14 protein-coding genes are annotated in these 18,458 nt (G+C 55.2%); 9 read left to right on the top strand and 5 right to left on the bottom strand.

The features are described 5' to 3' along the window. Positions 1-73: 73 nt before the first annotated feature. Complete coding sequence (locus tag TQ39_RS00925) at positions 74-1,261, bottom strand: ATP-binding protein (protein ID WP_050004226.1); 1,188 nt, start codon at positions 1,259-1,261, stop codon at positions 74-76. A 153-nt stretch (positions 1,262-1,414) separates the two neighbouring features. Here TQ39_RS00925 and ilvA point away from each other — a divergent pair, with 153 nt between their 5' ends. Then, positions 1,415-2,620 carry a threonine ammonia-lyase gene (gene ilvA, locus TQ39_RS00920; RefSeq protein WP_009325768.1) on the top strand — a complete coding sequence of 402 codons (1,206 nt, stop codon included), beginning with the start codon at positions 1,415-1,417 and terminating at the stop codon, positions 2,618-2,620. A gap of 97 nt (positions 2,621-2,717) precedes the next feature. Here ilvA and TQ39_RS00915 read toward each other — a convergent pair whose 3' ends face one another. After that, positions 2,718-5,948: a UvrD-helicase domain-containing protein gene (locus TQ39_RS00915; RefSeq protein ID WP_050004361.1), complete on the bottom strand. Its 3,231-nt coding sequence runs from the start codon at positions 5,946-5,948 to the stop codon at positions 2,718-2,720. Positions 5,949-6,559: 611 nt separating this feature from the next. Between TQ39_RS00915 and TQ39_RS00910 the strand changes: the two genes are divergently transcribed. Genes TQ39_RS00910 through TQ39_RS00900 form a run of 3 tightly spaced genes read left to right on the top strand, consistent with a single transcriptional unit; the run spans position 6,560 to position 9,064 of the window. Next, the gene (locus TQ39_RS00910) at positions 6,560-6,919 is read left to right on the top strand and encodes an ArsR/SmtB family transcription factor (protein ID WP_009325766.1); all 360 of its coding nucleotides are present in this window, start codon (positions 6,560-6,562) and stop codon (positions 6,917-6,919) included. Between the two features lie 33 nt (positions 6,920-6,952). Continuing rightward, positions 6,953-7,171 (top strand): cation transporter, encoded by a 219-nt coding sequence (locus TQ39_RS00905; RefSeq protein WP_009325765.1) that lies wholly within the window; start codon positions 6,953-6,955, stop codon positions 7,169-7,171. A gap of 39 nt (positions 7,172-7,210) precedes the next feature. Continuing rightward, complete coding sequence (locus TQ39_RS00900; protein WP_050004225.1) at positions 7,211-9,064, top strand: heavy metal translocating P-type ATPase; 1,854 nt, start codon at positions 7,211-7,213, stop codon at positions 9,062-9,064. A gap of 134 nt (positions 9,065-9,198) precedes the next feature. On the opposite strand, the gene TQ39_RS00895 is transcribed toward TQ39_RS00900, so the two are convergent. From TQ39_RS00895 to TQ39_RS00885, 3 genes are all read right to left on the bottom strand, one after another. Next, the gene (locus TQ39_RS00895; protein ID WP_082052067.1) at positions 9,199-10,566 is read right to left on the bottom strand and encodes a DUF4179 domain-containing protein; all 1,368 of its coding nucleotides are present in this window, start codon (positions 10,564-10,566) and stop codon (positions 9,199-9,201) included. Then, the gene (locus tag TQ39_RS00890) at positions 10,550-11,080 is read right to left on the bottom strand and encodes a sigma-70 family RNA polymerase sigma factor (protein ID WP_009325762.1); all 531 of its coding nucleotides are present in this window, start codon (positions 11,078-11,080) and stop codon (positions 10,550-10,552) included. The genes TQ39_RS00895 and TQ39_RS00890 overlap by 17 nt, the downstream gene beginning before the upstream one ends. A gap of 310 nt (positions 11,081-11,390) precedes the next feature. Next, on the bottom strand, positions 11,391-11,945 hold the full coding sequence (locus tag TQ39_RS00885) for a DUF1836 domain-containing protein (RefSeq protein WP_050004223.1): 555 nt from the start codon (positions 11,943-11,945) through the stop codon (positions 11,391-11,393). Positions 11,946-12,119: 174 nt separating this feature from the next. Here TQ39_RS00885 and TQ39_RS00880 point away from each other — a divergent pair, with 174 nt between their 5' ends. From TQ39_RS00880 to TQ39_RS00860, 5 genes are all read left to right on the top strand, one after another. Then, the gene (locus TQ39_RS00880) at positions 12,120-12,818 is read left to right on the top strand and encodes an SGNH/GDSL hydrolase family protein (RefSeq protein WP_050004222.1); all 699 of its coding nucleotides are present in this window, start codon (positions 12,120-12,122) and stop codon (positions 12,816-12,818) included. 225 nt (positions 12,819-13,043) lie between these two features. Beyond that, on the top strand, positions 13,044-14,078 hold the full coding sequence (locus tag TQ39_RS00875; protein ID WP_009325759.1) for a M42 family metallopeptidase: 1,035 nt from the start codon (positions 13,044-13,046) through the stop codon (positions 14,076-14,078). Between the two features lie 214 nt (positions 14,079-14,292). Next, positions 14,293-15,072 (top strand): serine hydrolase, encoded by a 780-nt coding sequence (locus TQ39_RS00870; RefSeq protein WP_050004221.1) that lies wholly within the window; start codon positions 14,293-14,295, stop codon positions 15,070-15,072. 118 nt (positions 15,073-15,190) lie between these two features. Continuing rightward, a complete protein-coding gene (locus TQ39_RS00865) occupies positions 15,191-16,273 on the top strand; it encodes a mandelate racemase/muconate lactonizing enzyme family protein (RefSeq protein WP_050004220.1) in 1,083 nt (360 codons plus the stop codon). Between the two features lie 152 nt (positions 16,274-16,425). Then, positions 16,426-18,348, top strand: coding sequence for a peptide ABC transporter substrate-binding protein (locus tag TQ39_RS00860; protein WP_050004219.1), 1,923 nt, complete (start codon positions 16,426-16,428; stop codon positions 18,346-18,348). Positions 18,349-18,458 lie beyond the last annotated feature (110 nt).

Raw genomic sequence — 18,458 nt, 5'->3', positions numbered from 1 at the left:
GAAAAGAGCCGCGCCGCGCGTCCCGAAAGACGCCGCGGCGCGGCTCTTTGATGAAACGGATGCGGAAAACGCCTCACACCTCGGCTTTCAGCAGCTCAATGAACTGCTTTGCCACACGGGGGCTGCGTCCGCCGTTGCGGATGGCGTGTGCCTCAGCTTTGATCATCAGCTCCGCTTCCGGCATTTCAATGCCGTAGAGCAGTGCGAGATTCTGTACGATATGGCAGTAAAGCTCTTTGTCCGGCCGGGAAAAAGTGATGGTAAGGCCGAAGCGGGCGGAAAGGCTCATCAGCTCCTGCATGGTATCCGCCAGATGAATCTCGTCGCCTTCCCGGTCGGAGAATGTCTCCTTCACCAGATGACGGCGGTTGGATGTGGCGTAGACCGCGAGGTTGGAACTGCGGCTGCTGACACTGCCTTCCAAAATCGCCTTCAGGGCGGCAAAGTCGTTGTCATTGGTGGAAAAACTGAGGTCATCGATGAACAGAATGAATTTGAGTGGATTGGCGCTGAGCGTTTCCACAAGGTCCGGAATTTGGTAAAGCTGATTTTTTTTCACTTCAATGAGACGAAGTCCTTCGTCTGCAAACGCGTTGGCAACGGCTTTTACCGTGCTGCTTTTTCCCGTGCCGGCATCGCCGTACAGCAGTACGTTGCTGGCGGGGCGTCCCTCCAAAAGGGCGCGTGTGTTGGCAATTACTTTCCCGCGCTCACGTTCATAGCCGGAAAGTTCGTCCAGCCGCTGAGGGTCCGGGTGTCTGACGGGAACGATGGCCCCGCTGTGTACGGTAAATACATGGTATTTGGCATAGATTCCATAGCCGTGGAGCGGAAGCGTGCGGATATTTTCCTCATAACGCGCGGCGAAATCCAGCGTTTGCGTGCCCCAGCGGGGCAGAAATGCGCCTTTCAGCGCGCCGCGCAGGGCGGCACCATCAAATTTGGAAAGCTCCTGCAAAAAGCAAAGCTCGTGTTGCAGGCATTCCGCAAGCTCGGCGGGAATCGACGCACCGGACGCCGCCCGGCGGACATACAGGTTTTCGTCCTCCAGTACGGCTTTCAATAAATAGGTGCTGAGGTCTCCGCCCCTTTCGTACAGTGCGGCGGCAAAGGCGCAATAGGCATCCGCACAGGCTTCCGCGTCCGAGGGCTGTGCGTGCAAAAGCGCCGCAAGCCGGGAAACAACAGGGTCCTCCAACAGCCCGCGGAATATGGTAAGGCTGTGCAGCCGCATGCGCAGGGCTTTATTTTCTTCCAACATAATGGGGATGCTCCTTTGTCTGCAAGATACCTTTTCAGTATACACGGGGCGGACGGAAGGCGCAATATTTTGCTTGCAAAATCACGCTGAAGTGGTAAAATTATTCTTAACGTTGTCCGATAGAGGGAATAATAGGGGAAAGAAGGAAACGGCATGCTCACACTGGACAAAATCTATCACGCCGCATATGTACTGAAATCTGTTGCACGAAAAACGGATCTGATTGCTGCTCCGGGACTCAATGCAGAGAGCGAAATCTATTTGAAGACTGAAAATCTGCAGGTAACAGGCAGTTTTAAGGTGCGCGGCGCCTATTATAAAATCAGCCAGCTTACGGCTGACGAAAAGGCAAAAGGCGTTATTGCAAGCAGCGCGGGCAACCATGCTCAGGGCGTTGCGCTGGCGGCTCAGCGCAGCAATATCCCAAGCGTTATCTGCATGCCGGATGGCGCGCCCATCAGCAAGGTGGAAGCGACTAAAGCATACGGTGCACAGGTCTGTCTTGTTAAAGGCGCCTATGACGACGCGTATGATTACGCCTGCAAGCTTCAGAAAGAGAAAGGGTATACTTTCATCCACCCGTTCAATGACGCGGAGGTCATTGCGGGGCAGGGTACTGTCGGCCTGGAAATTTTGGATCAGCTGCCCGACGTGGAGGTCGTATTGGTTCCGGTGGGCGGCGGCGGCCTCATCAGCGGCGTGGCTTACGCCATCAAGCATCTGCACCCGGAGTGCAAGGTGTACGGTGTACAGGCCGCGGGCGCGCCCAGCATGCGGGATTCCGTGCAGAAGCATGAGGCCATCACGCTTGACGGCGTGGCCACCTTTGCGGACGGCATTGCCGTAAAGCACCCGGGAGATTTGACCTACGAACTCGTCAGCGAGTATGTGGACGGCATCGTCACCGTGACAGACGATGAGATCGCTGCCGCGGTGCTGGCCTTGATGGAACGCCAGAAGCTGGTGACCGAGGGCGCGGGCGCGGTATCTGTGGCCGCCGCCATGTACAACAAGGTGGATATCAAGGGCAAAAAGACGGTCTGTCTGCTCTCTGGCGGCAATATTGATGTGAACATTTTGAGCCGCGTGATCACGCGCGGCCTTGTGATGGCAGGGCGCAACAGCACGCTCACCATCGAGCTGGAGGACAAGCCGGGCCAGCTCTCCGGAGTGAGCGATATCATCAGCCGCTGCGGCGGCAATGTGGTGAGTGTTCATCACAACCAGAGCGATACCAACATGGCCATCACAAGCTGTTATCTGCGCGTGGGCATGGAAACGCGCGACCATGCTCAGGTGGAGCAGATCAAGCAGGAGCTTGCGAAAGCGGGCTTTAAGCTGGTGGCAAACCAGCAGTGATTCCTTGTCTCAACGCATACATACCAGATAATAACAAACGCCCTCCGCGTCCGGCCTAATGGGCCGGACGCGGAGGGCGTTTCCCATTCTTTTGCTCTCAGAACAGAGAAAGCTGCTCTCCTTCAGGCAGAGTTTTTTTTGGCGCCGCGCCACCGGATGTAACGGCGCCGGATGGTATCTCGGCGAGGAACGGAGACGGCTCGCCCGGGTATGTGAGGATGAGTTCGTCCCGGGCGCGGGTGATACCGACGTAGAACAGGCGGCGCTCCTCCGCAAGGTCTGCAGCGCGCTCGGACATCTCCAACGGCAATGTGCCTTTGCATGCACCACAGAGAAAAACGGCGGGGAATTCCAGGCCTTTTGCGCCGTGCAGCGTCATCAGAGTAACCGCTCCGGCGGCGTAATTCTTTCGCCCGGCCCGCAGGATGTCCGCTTCTTCTCCGAGAGTAAGCGCGTTCAGCAAGGAATGCATATCCCGGTGAAACAGAGCTGTTCCAATCAGCTTCTGCAGCGGTTCGCTGCCCGCAAAGCCCGCGTCATCCCGCCAGCGTTCCAAAAGACGTGCAGGAGACTCCTGCGCGGCACACTGAGAAAATTTTCGCAGTGCGCACACAGCGGCACGCATCGGAAGCTCTGGAAATTCAGCCTCGGCTTTGTCCCAAAGATTTTCGTGCAATGCGCTGCACCCGGAGAAAAAAGCGCTGAGGCGCACCGCCTGTTGCGGTGAACAGGCCCAGCCGAGTTCCAGGGCAGTCTGCAGAGAATGCGTGTCCCCGGGTGCGAGCAGAAAGCGGAAGAAGCCTATGGCTGCGCGTACCGCAGGCTCAGACAAAAAGCTGTCGCGCCCGGCTACGGTATAGGGGATGTTTTCTTTTTGCAGACAATATTCCAGAATGTCTGCCTGGCGGTGGGTGCGATACAAGATTGCAATATCGGAAAAGCTGCGGGGTTGGATGCGTTCATCACCTGTGACTCCGCCCGCGTCCAGCATATCCATACCGCCAACCATACGGTTGATCTCTTTTGCAATAAAGATCCCCTCCGCAAGGGAACTGGCCGCCTGTGCCAAACGCACCGGCGCTCCGCTGCCGCGGTTGGGCAGCAAACTGCGCGCGCCGCCGGGATTGTGCCCGATCACAGGCAGCGCGCAGCCAAGCACCTCCGGCGTGGAGCGATAATTTTGGGTAAGGCGAACGACACGCAGCCCGGGGATATCTTCTGCCAAGCGGTCGAAGCATGCTGCATCCGCGCCGCGAAAGCCATAAATAGACTGGTCCGGGTCTCCGATGGCAAAAAGACTTTTGCAGCCTTTTGTCCATGCCCGCACAAGACGGTATTGCAGCGCGTCAATGTCCTGAAACTCATCCACCAGAAGATAAGTAAAACGCTGCGTTATCTCTTCCGGGAGCTCACCCGCTTCAAAAAGCGCCAGCGTTTCCAGGAGCAGGTCATCAAAATCCAGCACATCCAGCTCGCGGCAGCGGGCGACATAAGATTCACAGAACGCGGCATTCACATTTTCCGGCACCGGCAGTCCGTTTTTTTGCCGGGAAACAGCCTGCACCAGCTTTGCAGGCGGCAGCTTTGCCTCGGCCTGACGGAGCACGTCGGCGGCAACGGCCTGTGCATCCTCCTGTGAGAGAAGCGTCACGGCTTTGCCTGTCTCCCGCAGCAGTGAAAGGCAGATGGAATGGAACGTGCCGATGGTCAGGTCGCCGATTGTGCGGTCTTTGTCCAGCTCAGCGGTGAGCCGTTCGCGCATTTCACGGGCTGCTTTATTGGTAAAGGTGACGGCCGTGAGCTGCCGCGGGGATACCTGCTTTTCACACAGCAGATGAACGGCGCGGGAAACCAGCGTTTTCGTTTTTCCGGTGCCGGGGCCGGCGATAACAGCCACAGCGGGTTCGACGGCGCAGACGGCTTTCTGCTGCTCCGGATTCAGCTTGCTGTGAGCGGTTTGTACCGGCGCGGAAGACTTTGCGCCGGATGACTTTTGGGGTGCGTCTGTTTTTCGGGGCGTGCGTGCAGAAGCTTCGGGATGCGGCGCGTCGGAACTGAAAAAACTGATCTGTCCGTTAAGAGATTCGATTTCATCGGGGGAAAGAAGTTGGACGGTTCCGTATTGTCCATCGAAGCCCGGCGTGCGGGACACCTGCCCGCACCGCAGGCGGCGGATGCCTTCTTCCACACAAGGGCCGGCCGCACGGCGGATGTCCTCCAGCGGCGCTTGGCGCAGAATATAAAACTCCGGCCCAAGCTCCTCCAGAAGCGCTTGATACCGCGCGGCGACCTTGAGGCCTGAGGCGGAAAGTCCAGTGGACGCAGCAATCACATCCGGCAGCGGCACAAGGCTTTCAAACGGACGCGCGCCGGGCAGGGAAAAGCCTTCAGGTCTGTCGGCGAGCTGCTCCACCCGATGCTGCACGCCAATGGTGATTTTTTTGCCGCAGACAGGGCATCGTCCTCCGCAGGCTTCGGTTTCACCCGGCTCCAGGCACAGACCGCAGGCACGGTGGCCGTCCCAATGGTACTTGCCCTCCTCGGGGAAAAATTCCAGCGTTCCCGTCAGCGCAGCGGGACTGCGCCCTTGCAGCGCATCGGATAAGCCCGCGTAAGACGGTTCAATGTCCAACAGGTTGGCCTCGCGCCCAAGTTTGGCGGGAGAATGGGCATCTGAATTCGAGATCAGCGCATATCCATCCAGTGCGGAAATGCGCCAGTTCATGGGCGGATCGGAAGAAAGGCCGGTTTCAAGCGCGTGGATATAGGGCGTCAAGTCCTCAAAGCATTCCTCGATGGCGTCAAAACCTGAGAAAGCGCCGAACAGAGAGAAATGCGGCGTCCAGATATGTGCGGGGATAAACACTGCCTCTGGGCAGGTGTCCAGAGTGATTTCCAGCAGGTCACGGCTGTCCAGACCCAGGATTGGCCGTCCGTCCGAGTGGATGTTGCCGATCGCCTCCAGCTTCTGGGAAAGCCTTTCGGCAGCCTCGAGCCCCGGCAGCAGGATCAGATTGTGCACCTTACGCGTTTTGCCGTTCTTTTTGTAGATGGAGCTGATTTCTCCGGTCACTACAAAACGGGGTGCATCGTATTTGCCCGCGGTCTTGTCCGCCAGGCGAAGGCTTTCCCGTAATGTGTACAGGCCGTCCTCAGCAGGCTGCAGCTTGTCCAGTAGTTCAGCACGCCAGGCAGGATGCGTAAAATCTCCAGTGCCCACCAGCCCGATGCCCTTGCGGCGTGCCCAAAGGTCCAGCATCTCCGGTTCACAGTCATGGCTGGTAGCGCGGGAATATTTGGAATGGATGTGAAGGTCTGCAATCAACATTGTATCACCTGCTTGCTTTGAATTTCCTTTATATACCATGCGGCTTTGCATGGTTCAATGTTCTTAAAGCTCTGTGCGCGAGCGCAGAAGCGTGTGCAGTGCACACGCACAGCCGCGTAAGCGGCAGTTTTGAGGTTATTATACCATATTTCTAAGTTCACACTTCGCGTGCAGCTCGTGTTCACTAAGAAACATGGTATCTATGCCGCCAGGCTCATGCTTCGCTTGCGGCTCGCATTCGCTAAGCGCACATATTATACCATGACGCCGCACAGCGGCCACAACAAAACCGCACCTTGCTGCGGTTTTGCATGATACAATGTTCTCAAAGTTCTGTGCGTTAGCACAGAAGCGTGTGCAAAGCACACGCACAGCCGCGTAAGCGGCAGTTTTGAGGTTATTATACCATAATGCTGCGGCCTTCTACAATAAAAGCGCCCGTACGGCGCGGCGGAAAAAAACAATGTTTTTGCAGATTTCTCAGGTTCTGGGCCGGCCGATATTACGGGCGTAAGGGGAGAAGGATATTTTTGCGTGAGCCTGTTGACATTTTCGAAAGAAGATATATAATATCAATTGAACGGATGCTCATATGAAAGGATGTGCTTTTTATGGAACTGAGCCAAAACGAACGCTGCGAATATATGCATGTACACGAAGACATTGTAGCCAAAGTGGAGAAAGAGATGCCGGATGACGAGATCCTGTTCGATCTTGCAGAACTGTTCAAAATATTCGGGGACTCCACGCGCATCAAAATTTTGTATTTGTTGTTTGAATCGGAGATGTGCGTGTGTGATATCGCTCAGATGCTGCGTATGACGCAGTCGGCCATTTCCCATCAACTTGCGGTATTAAAAAAGAGCAAGCTGGTAAAATACAGGCGGGAAGGCAAGACCGTGTTTTACTCTCTGTCAGACGGTCATGTAAGGACGATCATCGACCAGGGAATGGAACACGTTTCTGAATAAACCAAATCAATTGAATCTTGGAGGTTGTCGGATATGAAAAAGCGTTTTAAACTTGTAGATCTGGATTGTGCGAATTGTGCGGCAAAGATGGAAGATGCCATTAAGAAGGTGGACGGCGTGAAGGACGCCACAGTCAGTTTTGTAATGCAGAAAATGACGGTGGAGGCCGATGACGCGCGTTTTGACGACATCATGAAGGAAATCGTTAAGGTGTGCAAGAGGGTGGAGCCGGACTGCGAGATTGTGCTGTAAATATGCGCCGCCCCGCGCGGCAGAACAGGGGATTAAAATATGGGTAAAAAGCAGAAGAAAATGCTGGCGCGCATTCTGGTCAGCGCCGTAGTGTTCGCGGCGGGATTCTTTTTGCCGCTCGCCGGCTGGTCACAGCTCGTCTTTTATCTTACGGTCTACGCAATCATCGGGTGGGACATCGTGTGGAAAGCCGTACGGAATATCGCTCACGGGCAGGTATTTGATGAAAATTTTTTGATGGCATTGGCAACTATTGGCGCTTTTTGTCTGCAGGAATTTCCCGAAGCGGTAGAGGTCATGCTGTTTTATCAAGTGGGTGAGCTGTTCCAAAGCTATGCGGTGGGGCGTTCGCGTCAGTCCATTGCAGCTTTGATGGACATCCGGCCCGATTACGCCAATATTGAACGTGACGGCAAACTGGAACAGGTTGACCCGGACGACGTGGCGGTGGGAGACACCATCGTTATCAAAGCAGGAGAACGCATCCCACTGGACGGTGTAGTTCTGGACGGAAATTCCACCGTTAATACAGCGGCGCTCACAGGCGAATCGCTGCCGCGGGATGTGGGCGCAGGCAGCGACGTCATCAGCGGCTGTGTGAATCAGAGCGGCCTGTTGCGTGTACGTGTTACAAAGGAATTTGGAGAATCCACCGTCTCCAAGATTCTGGATCTTGTAGAAAATTCCAGTACGAAAAAAGCAAAGGCGGAAAACTTTATTACAAAATTCGCGCGTTACTACACGCCGGCCGTCGTGATCGGCGCCGTGCTGCTGGCTGTGCTCCCACCGTTGCTGGGTATAGGGATGTTCAGCGTCTGGGTGGCGCGCGCGCTTACGTTTCTGGTCATTTCCTGCCCGTGCGCACTGGTTATTTCGATACCGCTCAGCTTTTTTGGCGGTATCGGCGGCGCGTCCAAGCGCGGCATTCTTGTGAAAGGCAGCAACTATCTGGAGGCGCTTGCTCAGACGGAAACGGTTGTTTTTGATAAGACCGGGACATTGACGCGCGGCACGTTCCAGGTGACCGCGGTCCACCCGGCCCGGGTTTCCAAGGAACAGCTATTGGAATTGGCGGCGTTGGCAGAGAGTTTTTCGGACCATCCCATCTCCCGTTCGCTCAAAGAAGCCTATGGCCGTGAATTGGACAACGCCCGCGTCAGCGATGTGGAAGAAATATCCGGCCACGGTGTATGCGCCCGTGTGGATGGAAGAACCGTTTGTGCCGGAAACGGTAAGCTAATGGATAAAATCGGCGCGCAATGGCATGAATGTCACAAGACAGGTACCGTCGTTCATGTGGCGGTAGACGGCGAATATGCCGGACACATCGTGATTTCCGACGCAGTAAAGCCGGACGCGGCCCGTGCGATTGCTTCGTTGAAGCGGCAGGGCATCCGCAAAACGGTCATGCTCACAGGCGATGCGAAGGCCGTAGGAGAAAGTGTTGCAAAGCAGCTCGGCCTGGACGAGGTACACGCGGAACTGCTGCCCGCGGATAAGGTGGAGCGCGTGGAAGAGCTGCTGAAGCAGAAGAGCGCAAACGGAAAGCTCGCTTTTGTCGGGGATGGTATCAATGATGCACCGGTACTCTCCCGCGCGGATATCGGAATCGCAATGGGCGGCCTTGGCTCCGACGCGGCCATTGAAGCGGCGGATGTGGTGCTTATGGACGATCAGCCCTCCAAAATCGCAACAGCGATGCGCATTTCCAAAAAAACGCTGCGTATCGTGCATCAGAACATCGTGTTTTCACTGGCTGTCAAGGGCCTGATGCTTTTATTGGGGGCATTGGGCGTGACCAATATGCAGGCTGCGATTTTTGCAGACGTGGGTGTTATGGTTCTGGCCGTTCTCAATGCGACCCGCGCGCTGCGCACAAAGGAACTGGAATAGAGCCGACAGCAAAACAGACCGGCACAGGCCTTTCAGTTGGCCTGTGCCGGTCTGTTTTGCTGTCGAAACCCGGAATCAAAATCGCAACAGCCGCTCTGGATTTCTTCAGAGCGGCTGTCCGCTTATGTTCTGTTTCAGTTTTTGAAATCGATTTCTACGCCGCCAATGGTCACACGGGAAATCTGCTCCAAGGGCAGTGGGGAAGTGAATTGGTTTTTGCAAATACGCTCTGTACCGTTCCAGGAGCTGGAAGAACCATTGACGGGAATGGGGGCGCCTGATTTGTCATATGCAAGGATTTCCGGAAGCGGGTCGCTGGAGCCGTTGTCATCCACTGTCACGGATACACCCATCGGCGAAAGTTCTACTTGCGTGACATGCCAGCCGCCAATATTCAGCTCCACATGCGCCACACGCTGACGGGACACACTTTCCAAACGGAAGGTAGTATCCCATTTGCCGGGTACGGCGTCCTCATAGGAGATGCCGCTGTATGCGACCGTCAGCTTTTCCGGGTCTGCGCCTTGCGGAAGTGGGAGAATATATTCGGTGTATTCGTAATACTGGCTTCCTCCGCGCGTTTCGCATTTCCCGAAATCAATGGAATGGATCGGCAGCTTTTCGTCCTTTTCGGGTTTTCCGGTCATCAGAAATACCTGAGTGAACTGCGCGTATTTGCCGACAGCGCTGTATTTAAGCTGCAAATGGAGCGCGTTATCCGCCACGCCGCCGGATGTGAGACCGCCCCAGGGGAACATGCTGTCCAGCGAACCATCGGATTCCGCAGGGACGAGCGCCTGGTCGCCGTTGAAGGGAGCGCCGGAATCAGAAAAGCCTACAGTGGTGCGGGTGGCGTTGCCTGTTATGGGCTGGAACGCAGGGGAGGGGAACACTGTTTCAATGTCGGAAACGCTGATACCGGTGTTCTGGTCCGACCATTCGGTCCTTCCCAAAAGAACAGCGCCAATGGAAAGCGTGATTTTTTTACCATTTAGATCCTCGCCGCATACGCCTTCAATGCGGAAGGTGGCTGTCGCAGTTTTTTCGTCGAATTGGACCATCTGCACCATCGGCGTCATGGCAATGCCGGAGAGCTGAACATCCGCCAGATTGGTCCGCTCATTGATGCGTGAACCTTCCAGATCCTTGACTGCAACATAAATATCCACCATGTCGTTGTCGTTCATCGCGGCAACAACCGTCGTTTCGATGCCGTTGTCGGTGCAGGAGCGCTCAATGGGCTGCAGCATGGAAGATATCTGTGTGCCCACTATGGCAAACAGATTTTGGACAGAGGGGACGGTGGTGGCCAGTACGCCCATGCTGCAGGCTAATATCAGGCAAAATACAGCCGCCACGGCAAGGGGACGGCGGAACCGGATAACGCGCGGCCTTTTTTTCTGCGCGGCCGCCTGAATGCGCTGCGCCATGTCATCGGGCACACAAAGCGCCGAAAGGCGTCGGTCGATCGCGCTTTTCATCGGGTTATTTTCCGTCGGCATACCATCCCTCCAATCTCTTTTTCAATTGCTCGCGCGCACGCTTGAGCCGCACAGAAACCGTAGATTCCGGCGCGTCCAGCACGCGCGCAATCTCGCTGATTTTCATATCCTGATAATAAAACAGCAGGATGACTTCCTTGTATTTAGGCTTCAGGTTCATGATCTCCCGCAGGAGCGTGTCATCTTCATGGGGAGAATCTTCTGCGGCCGGTATCTCATTCAATGCCTCCACGACGCTGACCCTGCGGTTCCAGGCACTGCGCAGATAGTCCTTACACACATTGATAGCGATACGCATTACCCATGTTTTTTCTCCGGCGGTGCCGTCGAATTGCGCGTAGTTGCGGTACACTTTTAAAAAGGTCTCTTGTGACGCATCCTCGGCAAGGTGTGAATCCTTCAAATAAAGAAAACACATGCGCAATACAGCGTTGCCGTATGCGCCAACGATACGCTCCATATCGGGCGGCGCAGCAGATTGCGCCGTCTGTTCGGGAATCACAGCGGCGTCCACCGCCCTTTCCTGCCGTTTAGACGGCGTTACTCATACAAAATCTTTCAAAATTGCATTGCAAAATCATTATAACCAGATAATGTAAAAAACGCAAATAAAACAGGGAAGAATGGGGATGCGGTGCGTTTTCGCAAACGGAGGCCGGGCGGAGCCAATAAGGCCGCGAAACCGAAAGCGCCTGAGACCTTATATGGCGTCCCAAGCGCTTGTTTTCAGCATTTTGCAGAATAGAAACAGCATGGCGGCACACCCTTGCGAAGCTGGAAAGGCGAACTGCAAAACGGAGGCTGTTTTACAATGCCGAAAAATTTTACATCTGCGTGTCCGGCGCAATCAGCTTTTCCGCCAGCGTTTTGCTGGCGTTGGCCCGCACGGCCATTTCCATAGCCAGCGCGGGGCGCGTCCCGGCAGCGGTCTCAAGCTGCGCCGCCTGCCGTGCCATATCCGCAAACGCGGTCTCTTGAAGGGTGCAAAAGCAGTCGAAAGCCTTCGCGAAGCCGCGTTTCTCCGCGCCGCCGTCGGTCTGCTCCTGCGCGCCTTCAAACTGGCTTTCCAGCAGCGCTTTCACATCGGGTATGGGCAACACCTGCTTGAGCAGGCCGATTACGAGCAGATAAGCGAGTTGGACGCGTCCATAACGTTTCTTTACCGGCGCGGGCACAATACGGAGCTTTACATAATTATTGATCATGCTGGCTGTCAGTGCATGACCACCGTTTTCAGGCAAAAAAGGCCCCAGATATTTGTCCAGCAGCGTCAGGACCTGATCGAGGTACAGGTCTATATCCGGCAGTTCGTCCCAACGCGGCAAACGTTGTGCGGCCAGCCCGGCACTCCAGGCGGCGACACTATTGTTTATTTCCATGATGATGCGGCACTCCTTTTGATTGGGCTGATTCTTTGGCAAAAATACGCCGGTAAATTGCAAATTCAGTATATCACGGTGCTTGCGAAGGAACAATAGCTTTGCGGAAATAGATTGACAAAAATGCAAAACGTGATAATCTAATTATTAAAACCAGATAAAGAGGTGCGGTGAATGATATCGAAGATTGAAGTGTGGGGAGACAGTATTTTGCGCGGCGTCGTGCTGGACCCTGAGACACGGCGATATTCCAGGCTGAAGGAAGCGTCCTGCGTGGCGCTTTCGTCACGCGCGCTCGGAATCCCATCCGAGAATCATGCGCGTTTCGGCATGACAAGTGAAAAGGGCCGCGTTGTAATGGAGCGGGAGATCCCTGCCCATGCGGAGGGAGAAGCGGCGCTGATCGGGTTCGGCGGCAACGATATAGATTACGACTGGCGAGCCGTCGCGGCCGACCCGCACGCGGAGCATCTGCCGCATACCCCGCCGAAACGTTTTTGCGAGAACATGCGTGCGATGGTATGCCTTGCGCGGTCACGCGGGATGGAGCCGCTGCTTATGACCTTGCCGCCCATCGACGCCGTACGCTACTACGAATGGATCGGCCGTGATATCGAAGGGAAAGAGAACATTCTTGTTTGGCTGGGGGATGTGCAGCAGATCTACCGCTCTCATGCCGCATACAACAGACTGGTGGTGGAACTGGCGCGGCAACTTGGATGCCGCCTGGTGGACCTGCGTGCATCTTTTCTGGAGAATGGCGACTATCGTCCGTATTTATGTATGGACGGCATCCATCCAAACGCGGAGGGACATGCGCTGATGGAGCGTGTTTTTCTAAGATATGCACGGGAAAATCTTCGTACGGCATGAATAAAATGAACAGCGTTTGGGAGAAATCCGGGGCGCTGTTTTTGTTGTATTCGCAAAAGGGCAATGTTATAATGTTTTTAGGTTTGCGGAACGCGCCCATGGCTCTGAAAGTGGGAAGCGTGCAAGACTGCGGCAAGAGTTTTGCCGTGCCGCAACAAAAAAACGTGCCGCCGGGCATGAACCGGACGGACGGCGGAATATATTGTAAGCAAGGAAGTGCCTTTTATGCAGTCTACTTATTTGAATTACGCGCTGCGCCAGCTGGAAGCAATCGTCAATATCCCAAGTCCCAGCGGCTTTACGGCAGAGGCCGTTCGGTACTGTTCGAACGAATTCGCCAATATGGGCTATACGCCTGAGATTACACCAAAGGGCGGCCTGCTTGTCTGCCTGGGCGGCGAGGGCGAAGGGCTTTTGCTGGGGGCGCACATCGACACTTTGGGCGCTATGGTGCGCGAGGTAAAAGCGAACGGCGCGCTACGCGTGGCCCCAGTAGGCGGCCTGCAGGCAAACAACACGGAAACGGAGACCGTGCATGTATATACGCGCGCGGGGAAGGTGCTGGAGGGAACACTTCAGCTTGAAAACGCCTCGGTGCATGTGAACGGAGAATATTCCAAAACACAGCGCACCTTCGATACGCTGGAGCTGCTGTTGGACGCCAAGACGCACTCTGCGGCGGAAACGCGCGCTCTTGGTGTGGATGTGGGCGATTATGTTGCTGTCGAACCGCGTTTCAACGTCACCGAAACAGGATTCATCAAAAGCCGCTTCCTGGACGATAAGCTGTCCGCCGCTATCCTGCTCGCTTATGCCAAATACCTGAAAGATACCGGTCGGAGGCCGCGCCGCAGAGTGTATGTGGATTTCACCGTGTTTGAGGAGGTAGGCCACGGCGGCGCGGTGATTCCGCAGGATGTAGTGGAGATGCTCTCAGTGGACATGGGGTGCGTTGGTACAGGGCTGCAATGCGATGAGACGATGGTCTCTATATGTGTGATGGACTCAAAAGGCCCGTCACATAAAGCGGTGGTGGACGGCCTGGTGGAGGCGGCGCTGCGCGCCGGGGTGCGCTACGCGCTGGATGTTTATCCCCACTATTCCTCGGATGCGGACGTAGCGGTCTGCGCAGGCAACGATGTACGGCATTGTGTGGTGGGGGCTGGTGTGTATGCCTCTCACGGATATGAGCGTTCCCACATTGAGGGGCTGGCCAACACCTTCGACTTATTGAATTCCTATATTGAAACCGCAGATTAAACAAGTTTTCGGGTAAACTGCCCAAATTTTGTGAAAGACTTGTGTTTTTTCGGGGGATACAGTATTATATTTTTCATAACTAATAATTTTTGTTTACACAAACAATGATGTTTGCGCGCAGAAGAGGGATACTCTGGAAGCGGCATTTCAGGGGGCCTTTAAAAAGGTCCCCTGTTGTTTTACACAAAAACGTTGGAAATGGAGGCATGGCAAAATGGAGAAACTCAGACAACAGATTGAACAGAGGCTTTCCGCCGTAATGGGCGACGCCTGCTTTTATTACGAGAACCTGGCGACAGGCGTGTGCTTCGGCCACGCGGCTGACAAGCCCGTAGTGGCGGCCAGCGTCATCAAGCTGGCGGTGCTTATTGAAGCGTTCCGCCAGATGGATACGGACGCTGTGCGCGCGAACGAGATGTTCGTGATTGCGCGTACGGATAAATTGCCGTCCTGCGGTGCGCTCAATTATCTGCATGACGGCCTTTGCGTCACATTCCGCGATCTTTGCGTGCTCATGACCATCCTTTCGGACAATACGGCCACGAATCTGCTCATCAAGCGTCTGGGCATCGGCAACATCAACGACACGCTGCGCATGCTGGGGGCAGAAAAAATGACGCTCAACCGCCTTCTGTTTGACCGTGAAGCATCGTCCCGCGGCATTGAAAATTATATCACGGCGCGGGAGGCAGGGCTGCTGCTCAAACGTTTGTACGACGGCGAGGCTGTTTCCGGGCCTGCCAGCGAAGATATGCTTTCGATCCTGAAAGACCAACGCCTCAATGGGAAGATTCCGTTCCTGCTGCCGCACAGCGTGAAGATCGCGCACAAAACAGGTGAGGACGATGGCATTACCCATGACGTGGGCATCGTATACGCGCGGCAGCCGTTTATTGTGTGCTTCTGTGGCGAACACGTATCGCCACCGGAATTCGAGCGCGCAATGCAGGATATCACCCTAATGCTGTATGAAAATGCGGAGCGAATTCGTTAAAATATTGTATAATCGAAGGAAAAAACTTGTAATCGTATGCGCTGTTTGGTATACTGGTTGCAATTTATAACCGCTGTAAAGTGCTAAAGTGTTCCGAGAGGAGGAACAGTACAATAATATGAAAATCACAGAAATTGAAGTCGGAGAGATATTCGTTCCGCTGGCAAAGCCCTTTAAAACGGCGCTTCGTACGGTAGAAAATGTAGAGGATATCGTGGTGCGTATCACAACCGACACCGGGGCCGCAGGGTATGGCGAGGCGCCGCCCACGGCGGTTATCACCGGGGATACCAAGGGAAGCATCCGCTGTGCCATCGAGGATTTTATCCGTCCCGCCTTGCTTGGCATGGAGATCGAAGATCTGGACGGCATTATGTACAGGCTGCATTCCAGCATTGTGAAAAACACTTCCGCCAAGGCTGCGGTGGATATGGCAGTGTATGATTTGTATGCCCAGCGCTTCGGCGCGCCGCTGTACCAGCTTTTGGGAGGCGCTGGGGACACGGTGGAAACGGATATCACCATCAGCGTAAATCCGGTTCCTCAGATGGTGGCGGACAGCCTTGAGGCGGTGCAGCAAGGATATAAGATACTTAAAATCAAAGTCGGCAAAGAGGGCCTGGCCGACGTGGCGCGCATCGCAGGCATCCGCAAGGCCGTAGGCAGCGGCATCCAGATTCGTGTGGATGCAAACCAGGGCTGGACGGCAAAGGAAGCCATTCGTATCATCACCGCGATGGAAGATAAAGGGCTGAACATCGACCTTGTGGAGCAACCGGTGCCCGCGCATGACCTGGACGGCATGCGCGCCGTCACAAAAGCTGTATATACGCCGATTCTTGCGGATGAAAGCGTGTTTTCGCCCGAAGATGCAGCCGAGATCATCCGCACCCGTGCGGCCGACCTGCTCAACATCAAGCTGATGAAGACCGGCGGCATTTGGCAGGCGCTGAAAATCTGCAGCCTGGCCGAGATGTACGGTGTGGAATGCATGATCGGCTGTATGCTGGAATCCAAGCTGGCGGTGAGTGCGGCGGCGCACCTTGCCGCTGCAAAGCGCGTGATCACCCGGGCGGATCTGGACGGCCCGTCCCTGTGCAAAGCAGACCCGTTCACAGGCGGCCCGCTGTATGAAAACGGCGTTATCCGAATGACGGACGCGCCCGGCATCGGCATTACGCGCGTTCCGGCGTTTGTATAAAACGGCCAAACGAAAAGCCCCGGGGCTTTTCGTTTGGGGAACAGGTGTTCCCCAAATGATTCCTTTTGTTCCGCGATGGAAAAGCGTTATCCGGCGTATCTTGTGAAACGCGCCTGATAATAGAGAGAGGGAAACGAAACGGAGGAAAGAACATGAAAAAGTTACTCGCGATCCTTTTGTGTCTGGCACTGGTTGTGGGCTGCTTTGCAGGCTGCGGCCAAAGCGCCGGAAGCGGCACTACGTTCCGCAAGATGTATTCGGGTGAAGTCACCACGATGAACTATCTTGTCACGGGCAGCACCAACGATTTGATCATTCCCGCGAACGTTATCGATACGTTGGTGGAATATGATGCTTACGGCGCCATCAAGCCCGCTTTGGCCGAAAGCTGGGAGACCAGCGAGGATGGCCTGACCTGGACATTCCATCTGCGCGAAGGCGTGAAATGGTACGATTATACGGGCAAGGAAGTCGCGCCTGTCACGGCGCAGGATTTTGTCGACGCCGCCATCTATGCACTGGACGCCAAAAACGCCAGCAGCACGGAATACATGATGGAGGGCATCATCGCAAACGCTACTGAATATTACAAATATACCTCTTATTTGTTGGAAAGCGAAAACGGAACCAAGACCACCGACGAGGATGGGGAAGCCATCGAGCCGGTGGCCGAAGTAAAGCCCGAGGATGTCGGTGTAAAGGCTGTGGACGATTTGACGCTGGAATATACGCTCGTACAGCCCACTCCGTATTTCCTGTCCGTTTTGAACTATGGCTGCTATCTGCCTGCAAACGGTGCATTCATGCAGAGCTGCATTGCCGAAGACGGTACCGATATGTTCGGAACAGACAACACCAAGCTGCTCTATAACGGCGCATATATCCTTTCCACGTTTGAGCCGCAGGGACGCCGCATCATGACGAAGAACCCCAATTACTGGGATAAGGACAATGTGTTCATCGACGCCATCGAGGAGACCTATAACAAAGAGATGGACACCATTGCGCCGGAGATGTTCAAGCGCAATGAAACGGATCTCGCGTACCTCTCCGCCGATATTCTGGATGCATGGCTGGCTGCGGACGACACCAAGAATATGGTCAGCCCGAGCCGGGTGGATTCCAGTTACTCCTATTTTTATGCGTTCAACTTTGAACCGAAGTTCGACGAAGCCTATGAGCCGGACAACTGGACGCTGGCCGTCAATAACGAGAATTTCCGCCAGTCCATTTTCCATGCGCTGGACCGCGTGAAGGCCAAAACCGTCATGCAGCCCTATGATCCGGAATCCTTCATCATCAATACGGTCACCCCGCCGAACTTTACAGATTTGAACGGCGTTGACTTTTCCGAAGTGGGGGACCTGGCCGCGATTTCCGCACGCGATTCCTTCCAGAGCGACAAAGCTCTGGAATACAAGGAAAAAGCTGTGGAGGAGTTAACAGCTGAGGGGGCGACGTTCCCGGTCAAGGTCCTCATGCCTTACAATCCCTCGTCCACGAACTGGGACAAAGAGTGTCAGGTCGTGGAGCAGCAGCTGGAAGGCCTGCTGGGCAGTGATTATATCGATGTGATCGTTGAGGCCGGGCCGTCTACGGGCTTCCTGTCGGAAGTCCGCCGCGGCGGAAAATTCGCTCTGATGAAGTGCAACTGGGGCGCGGATTACGCTGACCCCGCCACCTGGACCGAGCCGTTCAGTGACACCGGCTCCGACAGCTATCTCCACTGGCGTGCAGACACCGCGGCGGGTGTGCGGGATATCATCGCCGAATATGACGCGCTGGTAGCCGAAGCAAAAGCGCAGGTGGAGGATATGAGCGTCCGCTACAACACCTTCGCCCAAGCGGAGGCGTCCATCATCAACCATGCTGTTATCATTCCCTACGGCGTGGAAGGAGACGGCTTCAAGGCCACCCGCCTGAATGAGCTGGAAGCGGAATATGCCCCGTATGGTCTGGCGCGCCAGCGGTATAAATACCAGAAGCTGCGCACCGAGCCGATGAGCCAGAATGAATTCAACACCCTGTACGAGGCATGGCAGGCCGAGCGCGCCAAAGCACTGGCTGCTGAATGATCCGATTGTAAAAGCAGGCTTTGTCCGGATGCGCCGGACAGGGCAGGCGGCCGAAACAACGGCCGCCTGCTTTCATTAGGGAACGGGTGCGCCCGTTTCTTAATGAAAGC

Source organism: Ruthenibacterium lactatiformans (genome assembly GCF_000949455.1).
Classification (GTDB): Bacteria; Bacillota; Clostridia; order Oscillospirales; family Ruminococcaceae; genus Ruthenibacterium; species Ruthenibacterium lactatiformans.
The sequence above is the reverse complement of the archived record's forward strand: the minus strand, read 5'-3'. Positions and strand labels throughout refer to the sequence as shown.